General features: G+C 40.5%; 10 protein-coding genes. 7 read left to right on the top strand and 3 right to left on the bottom strand.

Going from position 1 to position 11,878, the window contains the following annotated elements; translation table 11 throughout:
• Positions 1–6 precede the first annotated feature (6 nt).
• The gene (locus tag AC5YD2_RS05895) at positions 7–756 is read right to left on the bottom strand and encodes a putative porin (protein ID WP_496125432.1); all 750 of its coding nucleotides are present in this window, start codon (positions 754–756) and stop codon (positions 7–9) included.
• Positions 757–926: 170 nt separating this feature from the next.
• A complete protein-coding gene (locus tag AC5YD2_RS05890) occupies positions 927–1,715 on the bottom strand; it encodes a putative porin (protein WP_496125431.1) in 789 nt (262 codons plus the stop codon).
• Positions 1,716–2,168: 453 nt separating this feature from the next.
• On the opposite strand from AC5YD2_RS05890, the gene prfB reads away from it, so the two are divergent.
• From prfB to AC5YD2_RS05865, 5 genes are all read left to right on the top strand, one after another.
• A protein-coding gene (gene prfB / locus AC5YD2_RS05885) for a peptide chain release factor 2 (RefSeq protein WP_496125430.1) occupies positions 2,169–3,264 on the top strand; the annotation gives its coding sequence in 2 pieces (ribosomal slippage) (positions 2,169–2,240 and positions 2,242–3,264; 1,095 coding nt in all).
• A gap of 272 nt (positions 3,265–3,536) precedes the next feature.
• Positions 3,537–3,839, top strand: a complete 303-nt coding sequence (locus AC5YD2_RS05880) for an ArsR/SmtB family transcription factor (protein ID WP_496125429.1) — start codon at positions 3,537–3,539, stop codon at positions 3,837–3,839.
• A gap of 42 nt (positions 3,840–3,881) precedes the next feature.
• Positions 3,882–4,943 carry an alkene reductase gene (locus AC5YD2_RS05875; RefSeq protein WP_496125428.1) on the top strand — a complete coding sequence of 354 codons (1,062 nt, stop codon included), beginning with the start codon at positions 3,882–3,884 and terminating at the stop codon, positions 4,941–4,943.
• A 98-nt stretch (positions 4,944–5,041) separates the two neighbouring features.
• Positions 5,042–6,322 carry a 3-deoxy-D-manno-octulosonic acid transferase gene (locus AC5YD2_RS05870; protein WP_496125427.1) on the top strand — a complete coding sequence of 427 codons (1,281 nt, stop codon included), beginning with the start codon at positions 5,042–5,044 and terminating at the stop codon, positions 6,320–6,322.
• Positions 6,323–6,330: 8 nt separating this feature from the next.
• A complete protein-coding gene (locus AC5YD2_RS05865; protein WP_496125426.1) occupies positions 6,331–7,038 on the top strand; it encodes a 16S rRNA (uracil(1498)-N(3))-methyltransferase in 708 nt (235 codons plus the stop codon).
• Here the strand turns inward: AC5YD2_RS05865 and AC5YD2_RS05860 are convergent.
• Positions 7,035–8,027 carry a mechanosensitive ion channel family protein gene (locus AC5YD2_RS05860; RefSeq protein WP_496125425.1) on the bottom strand — a complete coding sequence of 331 codons (993 nt, stop codon included), beginning with the start codon at positions 8,025–8,027 and terminating at the stop codon, positions 7,035–7,037. The genes AC5YD2_RS05865 and AC5YD2_RS05860 overlap by 4 nt on opposite strands.
• Before the next feature lie 549 nt (positions 8,028–8,576).
• On the opposite strand from AC5YD2_RS05860, the gene acs reads away from it, so the two are divergent.
• Both acs and AC5YD2_RS05850 read left to right on the top strand, forming a co-directional pair.
• Positions 8,577–10,520, top strand: a complete 1,944-nt coding sequence (gene acs, locus AC5YD2_RS05855; RefSeq protein WP_496125424.1) for an acetate--CoA ligase — start codon at positions 8,577–8,579, stop codon at positions 10,518–10,520.
• Positions 10,521–10,664: 144 nt separating this feature from the next.
• Positions 10,665–11,846, top strand: a complete 1,182-nt coding sequence (locus AC5YD2_RS05850) for an acyl-CoA dehydrogenase family protein (protein WP_496125423.1) — start codon at positions 10,665–10,667, stop codon at positions 11,844–11,846.
• Positions 11,847–11,878: the final 32 nt, after the last annotated feature.

Genomic DNA, 11,878 nt, shown 5'->3' with positions numbered 1-11,878 from the left:
ATGAGATTAGAAGCGGTAAGCACCACGAACACCGAATAGGTTGCCTTCATCAGCAAAACCTACACGACCTTCAAGACTCACTTGTTGATTGAAGAATTTTTTAGCGCTAATGCCAAATTCGTCATATAGGTCATTGTCATAATAATCTACACCAATACTCAAAGTTTTATCGATGTAATAGTCACCACGTACAGAGAATTCATCTAAATCACCTAAACCAGCATAAGCTTCTAGATTTACGTCATTTGAACCCACTTGCGTAACATATTTAGCACGGATTGTTGGATCAACGCCATCGTCGTAGTCATTATCGTAACCTTTCAAACCTGCCGCCAATAAAAGACCAGGAGCTGGAAGATAACCTACTTCAACGCCGTAAGTCGTTACGTCGTAATCTTCAAAGCCTTCTTCTTCCTCACTCGAATGAGCAATATTTGCACCTACATAGAAATCTGAGTTAGGTACAAAGTATTCAACGCCTGCACCAAATGTAGTAGTTTCGTACCAGTCGAAGTCATAGTAAGAAACTTCAGCATTTACATTGCTCGCGCGTTCTAAGAATGCTGCTTCATTTAAAGGGTGGTTTTTAACTTGAACTGGGTTGAAGTAATACGCCCCATCAATTGCAAAACCTGTAGAAGTATCCCCATTATCAGGGTCGATTAAATTAACTGTTCCGCCAACTTCTGCTTGATAAGCATGAGCTGTTCCTAGGCTAGCAATAAGTGCTGTAGCAAGTGCAATTTTCTTAAACATTCTTAAATGCTCTCTTTGTTATAAAATTATGACTGTATTGTTACAGTTCATGTCCATTGTATGAAATAACTACAAAGAGTCAATGCACTAAAACTGACTTTATACGATTAGGTACTAAAAAAGCCCATCCTAAGATGAGCTTTCGATAAGTTTTTTAAAAATTAGATGAATTAGAAGCGGTATTTAGCAGCAACACCAAAAGTATTGTAGTCGTTGTTGTATTGTTCACCAAAACCAACACGACCTTCTAAACTTACTTGCTGGTTAAAGAATTTACGCGCATTGATACCCACTTCTGAACGATCTGTAATATCGTTATTGTGATAGTCTGCGCCTACACTTAATGTTTTGTCGATGTAATAATCCGCAGCTAGGTTATATTCATCCGAATCACCAAATGCTGCACCAGCTTCAAGGTTGATATCTTTACCATTGCTTAAAGTCGTTACGTATTTTGCACGTAAAGTTGGATCTACGCCATCATCAGCATCGTTATCGTAACCTTTAAGACCCGCTGCAATTAACAGACCTGGTGCAGGAAGGTAACCTAGTTCAGCATTATAGTACGTGGTATCCCAGTCATATTTTTGACCTAAAATATTGGTACGCTCTTGTTCATTTTGGCTTACACCACCAGATACATAAAAATCAGAGTTTGGAACAAAGTATTCGACTCCAGCACCATACGTTGTGTCATCCAATTCACCACGATCTGCGAAATCAACATGCGCACTCACGTTACTTGCACGGTCAAGGAATGCCGCTTCAGCCAAAGGTGCATTACGTGTCTGAACTGGATTGAAGTAATATGTACCGTTCACACCAAATTCGCTACCTGAACTCCCATTGTCAGGATCAACGTAGCCTGCAGAAGCACCAACTTCAGCTTGATATGCATTTGCAGTGCCTGTTACAGCCAAAGCTGATAGTAATGCAGAAGCGATTGCTAATTTTTTCATGATACTTCCCCTTATAAGGAATAAAAATTCGAATACATTTTTTGTTACAAGTTCAGTGTAGGGGAAAATAATGGAGGATCAATCAAGTAAAAGTAACAGTAATGTATATAGTGTAATTATATGTAATATTTATGGTTTAAATTATTGATTTATATAAATTAAAATAAATGTTAGATCGTGTTATTAATGATCGTATTGAGTAAAAATATGTGTTTTATTATGAATAAAGATCGCTTTTTCACATAAATTTGAAGTTTATATGAATGTGATAGTTGCTATTAAAACATCACTCATAATAAAAATATAATGAATATGAGTCAAACCAGTCCAAGACATCGAGTCCATATTAGGCTTTGGGGTGATTTCTGTCGTAGAAAAGCAATCTCTCATGTTTTTAGGGACTGTGTTAGAATATTGCAGAATTTAAAAGCAGCATATTTAGGATCAACGCACGTGGAAATTAATCCGTACCTTATTCAGATAAAAGACTTAAACGACCGTGGTCAGACATTACGGGGGTATCTTTGACTACGATCTAAAGAAAGAGCGTCTAGAAGAAGTCCTACGTGAATTAGAAGATCCCACAATTTGGAATGATCAAAGCCGTGCTCAAGCGATGGCGAAAGAGAAAGGCGAACTTGAAAATGTACTCAATGTACTTGAAGGTTTAGCGACTCAAGTAGAAGATGCGCGAGCGATGCTTGATCTCGCTGTTGAAGCTGATGATGAAAGCTTACTTGAAGATGTTCAGGCTGAATTAAGTTCAGCCGAAGCAGAACTTGCCAAGCTCGAATTCCGCCGTATGTTTAGTAATCCAATGGATCCGAACCCATGTTATGTGGAAATTCAGGCGGGTTCAGGGGGCACAGAGGCTCAAGATTGGGCATCAATGCTATTGCGTATGTATCTACGTTGGATTGAACGTCATGGTTTTAAAGCTGAAGTGATGGAAGAATCGGATGGTGATGTAGCAGGGATTAAATCTGCAACTATTCGTGTAGATGGCGAATATGCCTATGGTTGGTTGCGTACTGAATCAGGTGTACACCGTTTAGTTCGTAAGTCACCATTTGACTCTGGTAACCGCCGTCATACTTCGTTTTCAGCGGTGTTTGTTTCACCAGAAATTGATGACAATATTGAAATTGATATTAATCCATCGGATGTTCGTACGGATACTTACCGTGCATCTGGTGCGGGTGGTCAGCACATTAACAAAACCGATTCAGCGGTACGTTTAACGCATGCGCCAACAGGTATTGTGGTGGCTTGTCAGAACCAGCGTTCACAACATGCCAACCGTGACCATGCCTGGAAACAATTACGTGCAAAATTGTACGAACTTGAAATGCAGAAGCGTAATGATGCTGCTAAAGCACTTGAAGATAGCAAATCAGATATTGGTTGGGGTAGTCAGATTCGTTCATACGTACTTGATGACTCACGTATTAAAGATTTGCGCACCAGTGTAGAAAGTTCAAACACGGGTGCAGTACTTGATGGTGATTTAGATAAGTTCATCGAAGCGAGTTTGAAACAAGGTCTTTAATTCAAGCTTATATCGAGTATTTTGCATATAAAAAAAGCAGAGATTGATCTCTGCTTTTTTTATATCTCTGCCTTTTATATTCATGTGTATTATTTTGATAAAAGTCAGTGTTAGATCATCAAATCAGATCAATGCTAGAATAATGAATACTTGTCAGTTCGATGTTGGTATTTCAAAGATGTGTTAAATATCGAAATTATTCGATATTAATATCTAAAATATTCGATATAATGAATGTGTTAAGTGCTTATCATGAATGTGAGTGAAATGAGATGGACACTGAAGCAATTTACAAAGCCTTATCAAACCCGCTAAGACGTCAAATTTTACAATGTCTGAAGGATCCTCAAGACATGATTCCTCAGGATGATTGTGCTCGAGATTTCAGTCGGGGCGTATGTGCAGGGCAGATCGAAAAAATTGCTGAAGTTTCTCAATCCACCATGTCGAATCATTTATCTGTATTGCAACAAGCAGGTTTAGTGACCGTAACCAAGCATGGTCAATGGTGTTATTTCTCACGTGATGAAGCACAAATTCAGAAATTTTTAGATCACATACAACAATCTTTGTGATTGCGATATATCAAATGATCCGAACTGTATAAGGAAGATGCCATGACTGACTTTTCAACTCCAATTCAATTGGGTGAATTAAAGCTTAAAAACCGAGTTGTAATGGCGCCTTTAACGCGTTGCCGTGCGACTGCTGATCGTGTTCCTACTGAGTTAATGGTTGAATACTATGCGCAACGTGCCAGTGCAGGTTTGATCATCGCTGAAGCAACGGTTATTTCTGAAGAAGCCAATGGTTATGAAAAGACACCTGGTTTATTTACCGATGCTCAAGTTGAAGGCTGGAAAAAAGTCACTGATGCCGTACATGCAAAAGATGGACGGATTGTTTCACAGTTATGGCATGTGGGGCGCGTATCACATCCTGATTTATTAAAAGGGAAAACCCCAGTTTCAGCAAGTTCAGTGCAACAAGCAGGTCATGTCAGTCTACTTCGTCCAAAACGTGATTATGTATTGCCACGCCCTTTAAACATTTCAGAAATTCACGCGATTACTCAACAATTTAAACAAGCGGCAATTCGTGCTAAAGCTGCAGGTTTTGATGGGGTTGAATTACACGCTGCAAATGGCTATTTGATCGATCAATTTTTACAGACTAAAACCAATTTACGTGAAGATGAGTATGGCGGTTCAGTTGAAAATCGTGCACGTTTTCTATTGGAAGTGATCGATGTATTGATTGAAGTATGGGGCGCAGGTCGTGTAGGGGTGCATTTGGCGCCACGTGGTGATGAGCATGACATGGGGGATGATGATCCACGTGAAACTTTCGGTTATGTGATGCAAGAATTAGGCAAGCGTAATATTGCATTTTTCTTTACACGTGAATACCTAGCAGATGATAGCATCAGTGAATATCTAAAAGAACGTTCAAATGGCGTGCCTTATATTGCCAATATGAAGTTAGATCGCTCTTCTGCATTGGATCTACTGGCTACAGGCAAAGCAGATGCGGTTTCATTTGGTAAGGCTTATATTGCCAATCCAGATTTATTTGAGCGTTTGGTGGCTGATGCGCCATTAAATGAACTGAAGTTTGAAAATATGATTGGTACTGATGTTGCGGAAGGGTATACGGATTACCCAAGCCTAGCAAAGTAGAATACAGCAAAATAAAACATGTCAAAAAGCCTCGTCAGTTAACAAGCTGACGAGGCTCTGTTATATTCTAGCCACTGCTGTTTTTAGAGATGTGATGTTTGGCTACTCCTTTTTGGTACAACGCTGCCTTAGTGATCGTAAAACCTCTTTATCGTTGGAAAATAAAAAAACGTGCGCAAAGTGCGGAGGCATACCAACAGGAATGTTTAGAGCGTTTCGGACCTTTTCAGCCTGTTAAAAATACACAGACGATTTGGTTTCATGTGGTATCTGTGGGTGAAACCAATGCGGCGCAACCATTGATTGAGCATTATCTGAAATTAGGTCATCCAGTTTTAGTCACCAACACCACTAAAACGGGGCAAGCGCGCGCCAAATCATTATTCCTCAAAGCGCCTTATGACGATCTATTTCAAGCAGTGTATTTACCAGCAGATCAAAAGTCTTTGGTGGCACAGTTCTTTGAAAAATATCAGCCGAAGATGTTGGTTTTGGTGGAAACAGAACTATGGCCAAATCTGATTGCTCAATCTAAAAAATTAAATATCCCGACAATATTGGTCAATGCTCGTCTTTCTGAAAAATCTGCCAATGGCTATGCAAAAGTTAAGTCTTTGACACAGCCAATGCTCAATGGTTTAAGCCAACTTTTAGCGCAAGATCAAGCCTCAGCACAACGCTTTCAGGCGCTTGGTATGCCTGCCGAGTTAAGTCAGGTGGTCGGAAGTATTAAGTTTGATATCCATGCACCTCAAAGTTTTATTAAGCATGCTCAACAGCTCAAAGAAGAATGGATGCTCCATGGTCGAACAATTATCACCCTTGCCAGTACACACGCACCTGAAGAGCAGCAATTAATTACAGCACTCAGTACTCGTTTAATTGAAGATCCTTCACTGTTATTGATCGTGGTTCCGCGTCACCCAGAACGCTTTGATGAAGTCTATCAAGTGGCTCAAGATCTGAATTTAAATGTACAGCGCCGTAGTTTAGGGCAGTCAATTGAAACCGATACTCAAGTCTATTTGGCAGACAGTATGGGCGAAATGTGGCTATGGTATGCCTTAAGTCACGCCTGTTTTGTTGGCGGATCACTGAATCAGCCAGGGGGCGGACATAACATATTAGAACCCATTGCCTTAAATGTACCGACAGTGATTGGCCCCCATTATTTTAATTTCCAAAGTATTGTCGATGAATTTGTAGAGGCTTATGCTGTCGCAGTTGGGGATGATGCAGAGCAGGTGGCAAGTATGCTCTTAGACTTTGTTGAAAATGAATCTTTGGCGATCCAAATGGCGAGTAATGCTCACCAAATTATGCAAAAAAATGCGGGATCATTAGCCAAGCATATTCAAGTTTTAGATCAGTATTTATAAAGCCTACTATGAATATTGTTTTAATCGATTCGCGTCAAACCACTGCTGATGTTTGGACAATCAGTTCTGCTCGTCAACTCGAACATTTAAAGATGCATGTGAATGTTCAAATTGGCGATACACTCAAGGTTGGAGTGAAAGCAGGGAAGCGCTACTTAACCGAAGTGATTGCTGTAGAAGAGCGGGCGATCAAGGTTCGTCCATTACATGAAGAAGTTGTACCAGCAAAGCTTCCAGTCACCTTAATTGTGGCCATGCCCAGACCTAAAGTACTTCGTCGTTTGATTATGGATAGCGTGACTTTGGGTGTTGAAAAAATCATTTTATTGCACAGTTATCGTGTCGATAAAAGCTATTGGCAATCACCGTTTTTACAACAGCTCGATCAATACGTGACTTTGGGTTTGGAACAAGCCGGGGATACGATTGCCCCACCAATCGAAATTTATAAACGATTCAAACCGTTCGTTGAAGATGTATTACCAAGTATGATCTCTACAGAATCTCCTGCTTATGTGGCACATCCGTATGCTGAGCAAAAAATGCCGTTCGCAATTGATCATGCATGTACCATTCTGATCGGTCCGGAAGGTGGTTTTATTCCTTATGAGATTGATCTGCTCGAAAAAAACGGCTGCCTCGCGTTCAGCTTAGGCAACCGGATTATTCGCACTGAAACTGTGATTTCCTATGTATTAGGACGCTTATGTGTTTAAGCTGATTTTTCAGTTGCTTTAGCGCGTGCAGATTCATCCTCTTGAGAGGCATCGCCACGATAAACTTTGACTTCCTGAACAGGATAAGGAATTGAAATTTCATGTTCTGCAAAGGCCTCAATGACGCTTTCTTGAACTAAACTGATTGAAGTTGATGTTAAGGTTTCAGTGGTATTCACCCACCACTGTATTTTCAGATTCACTGAGAAATCAGCCAGAGCAGTTACATTCACACTAAACCCAGGTTGGCTTAAAATCGTTGGATTCTTATCTAGAATTTGCAGAATGATTTCTTTGGCTTTTTGAACATCATCTTCATAACCAATGCCGACAATAAATTCACAACGACGACGTTGATATGCCGTATTTACAGTCACAGGGCTGGTATAAACAGTCGCATTGGGAATGACGATACGACGACCATCTGGTGAGCGTAGATAGGTTGCACGAATTTGGATATCTTCAACAGTACCCTCCATACCACCCACAATAATATCATCGCCAATTTTAAAGGGCTCACCCAGCAAAATTAGAATACCTGAAAGCAAATTTTGGAAAATATCCTTAAATGCAAAACCGATCGCAACAGAACCAATCCCTAGCGCACTCATCAATTGCCCTGGAGTAAAGCCTGGAATAGCGATCACCATCGCAATCAAAAAACCAAAGAAAATGATTGCAGAGCTACCGACACGGTTGAGGACAAGCACCAAATTTTGCTTGGTATAAGAACGATCAGAAAGTGCTTTACGAACAAAGAATTTAAAAACTTTTGAAATTAACCAAAATATCGTAAAAACAATAATCGCAATGCAAATATAAGGCAGGCGATCCCAGAATCCATCCATGATTTTATCGATAGTTGAATATGCATCATTGTATTTTGAGGTGTGTGCAATCACAGTTTGAGCGGTTTTTTCACCAGCTTCATGGATCAGATTGGTGGTACCTTCAGTGACTGCACTCAGGGTTGATTGTTCTTCTGCCACGGTTATTCCGAAAAATAGGGATTTTGATGATATTTTGCCTGAAAAAACTTAAAAATTAAAAGCTTTAACGTATTAACTGTGCAGATTGTAAGTAAATGAAGCAGATTGAATGGTTTCAATTGGGTGTGAATTCGTTGCAAAGATACTAGCGAAGATGTATTTAACTTTTAATAGAAATGTTTTTAGTAGAGATGCCCTGATCATCTATTGGCATTAATAAAATAAAAGTGGTCAATTTAGATAAGCTCAGCGGAAGAAAATTGATTGAACTTTAATTGTCTTTAAATACTGCAAATGGTATTCCATTCAATATTTCTCTAATTAGATGATTAAGAATCAAATAGTTAAAAAATTATGGCTTAAATATTGTTCATCGGCTTTGATCGAGTTGTTCTTTCAATTTTTTACAAAAAAATGAATGCGTAGTCTACGACCAAAGCATGATTGTTTGATTTTTTAAAGTATAGTCATACTCAAGATATAACATAAAAAATGATCAACCAAGGTCAATAACTCTCGTGATGAGATGCATAATCAAGGAAGAAAAAGATGAATGAAATCTATCCAGTACCAGAGCTATTTAAAAAAACTGCACGAACCACGGAAGAGCAGTATTTCGAACGTTATCGCCAGTCAATTGAGAACCCAGATGAGTTTTGGGCTGAAGCGGCACATAAACTTGACTGGATTAAACCTTTCACTCAAGTCAAGAACACCAACTTTGATAAAGATCATTACAAAGTTGAATGGTTTGCCGATGGTCAGCTTAACGTTAGTGCGAATTGTCTTGATCGGCATTTAAAAGAACATCCACACAAACCTGCCATTATTTGGGAAGGTGATCATCCATCTCGGCATAAAATTATTTCGTTTGAAGAGTTACACGATGAAGTGTGTCGTTTCGCCAATGTTTTGAAAAAGCGTGGCATAGGCAAAGGAGATCGCGTGGTTTTATATATGCCGATGGTCTCTGAGGCAGCAATTGCAATGTTGGCGTGTACTCGGATAGGCGCAGTGCATTGTGTGGTGTTTGGTGGTTTTTCACCAGACTCATTGGCGAGTCGAATTGAAGACTGCCAAGCTAAATTGGTGATTACCGCAGACAGTGGTATGCGTGGTGGTAAACCGATTCCATTGAAAGAAAACGTCGATGCAGCATTGGAATTAGACGGTACAAGTTCGGTAAAGCATGTGATTGTGGTACATCGCACAGGCAACCCAATCACGATGAAGGAAAATCGTGATCTGTGGTATCACATGGAAATCATGACAGTCACTGATGTTTGTCCACCTGAACCGATGAATGCAGAAGATCCACTTTTCATTCTCTATACCTCAGGTTCGACAGGGAAACCCAAAGGAGTGTTGCATACTACGGGTGGCTATTTAACCTATGTAAATACCACATTTAGAGAAGTATTCGATTTAAAACAAGATGATGTGTTTTGGTGTACTGCCGATGTTGGTTGGATTACAGGACATTCTTATGTGTTATATGGTCCTTTATCTAACGGGACTACCACTTTAATGTTCGAGGGCATTCCCCAATATCCGACGTGGGCACGGACAGGACATATTGTGGATAAACACAATGTTACCATCCTCTATACAGCCCCGACTGCGATTCGCGCGATGATGCGAGAAGGGGATGCATTTATTCGTGAGAGTAATCGTAGTAGTTTGCGTCTGCTTGGATCTGTCGGTGAACCGATTAACCCTGAGGCATGGAATTGGTACTACACGGTGGTCGGTGAAAGCCGCTGTCCAATTGTGGATACATGGTGGCAGACTGAAACGGGCGGTTTTATGATTACCCCGCTGCCAGGTGCGACAGCACTTAAACCGGGGTCTGCAACCCGCCCATTTTATGGTGTGAAACCTGCGTTGGTTGATGCTGATGGTCACGAAATTGAAGGAGAAGCTGAAGGTAATCTAGTGATTAAGGATTCTTGGCCAGGACAAATGCGAACCATTTGGGGCGATCCAGAACGCTTTATTGAAGCATATTTCTCCACCTACCCAGGGACATATTTCACTGGTGATGGGGCAAGACGAGATAAAGATGGATATTACTGGATCACAGGGCGTGTCGATGATGTGCTGAATGTTTCTGGTCATCGTTTAGGGACAGCAGAGATTGAAAGTGCTTTGGTGGCTCATGAGCATGTTGCAGAAGCAGCGGTTGTGGGTATGCCACATGAGATTAAAGGGCAGGGCGTTGCAGCTTATGTCACCTTGCAAGCAGATACGCCTGAGTCAGAAGAATTGCGCAAAGAGTTAGTGCAATGGGTGCGCAAAGTATTGGGTCCTGTTGCGACACCCGATGCGATTTATTGGGCACCTGCTTTACCTAAAACGCGTTCAGGAAAAATCATGCGGCGTATCTTAAGAAAGATTGCTGCCGATGAATTAGATAGCTTAGGCGATACGTCAACTTTGGCAGATCCACAAGTGGTCGATCAGTTAATTGCTGAGGTTAAGTCACAGCATTAATTGATTTTAAATCAGTCTTTATTTAAATACCGCTGGATAGACTAGCGGTATTTGTATTTATTGGAATATAGACAGCAAGCATTGTGATAAAGCCAAAGACTGTATTCTGATATATTTTCTGCACATGAAATACGGTATAACAATATGAATGCTCCCCAAAAGAATATTGCGCAAGATCCAATTCAAATCGCACAGCAACTTGCTCAAACTTTTGTAAGAACAGCAGCAGAGCGAGATAAGCGAGGGGGCAATCCAAAAGCCGAGCGTGATTTAATTCGTCAAAGTGGTCTATTAGCGCTCTCTATTCCTCAAGAGTTTGGCGGTCAAGGAGCTGATTGGAAGACGATTTTTAAGACCATTCAAACCATTGCTCAAGTGGATAGCTCACTCGCACACGTCTATGGTTTTCATCATTTATTGATTGCTACCGTACAACTTTTCGCTCAAAAAGTACAATATGCTTCATGGTTCGAGCAGACAGCGCAAGACAATTTATTTTGGGGAAATACCTTAAACCCATTGGATCGTCGTACGACAGCAACACAAGTGTCAGCAGATGAATTTATTTTCCATGGTGATAAAAGTTTTTGTTCGGGCTCAATTGATTCTGACATTTTGTTATGTTCAGGGTTTAATGAAGAGAATAAATTGCTTATCGGGGTGATTCCAACTCAACGTGATGGCATCAGTTTCTTAGGTGATTGGAATAATATGGGGCAACGCCAAACGGACAGCGGAACCAGTCATTTTGAACAGGTCAAAATTCATCAAAATGAATTGCTGTTAAATCCAGGTCCTTTAAGCACACCTTATTCGAGTTTAAGGCCTTTGATTGCTCAATTGATTTTTGTTCATCTCTTTTTAGGCGTTGCAGAGGGTGCATTTGACGTTGCGCTTGAGACGGTACAGACACAAAAAGCATGGTCAAAATCTTTGGCTGAAAATGCAGTAAATGACCCATTTACCCAAAAGCATTTTGCTGAATTCTATGTTCAGCTTGAGGGGGTTCGATTATTGGTAAATAAAGCTGTTGAGACCTTGCAAAAGGCTTGGGAGGTTGGAGAAGATTTAGATGCAGAACAGCGTGGTGAAGTCTCGATTGCGATTGCTACAGCAAAAATTGCAGCAACGAATACATCGCTCTATATCACACAGAATATATTTCAAGTCATGGGCGCGCGTGCGACCACGGCTCAATTGAATTTAGACCGTTTCTGGCGCAATGTGAGAACCCAAACTTTGCATGATCCGATTGATTATAAATATCAGGAAGTGGGTGAGTGGGTACTGACAGGTAAAGTGCCTGATCCAAGTTTTTATTCGTAATCGAGTTTGATCATAATGCTAGGTATCAAGAC

Source organism: Acinetobacter sp. CY73 (assembly GCF_059515865.1).
This window is presented reverse-complemented; position numbering and strand designations above follow the sequence as displayed.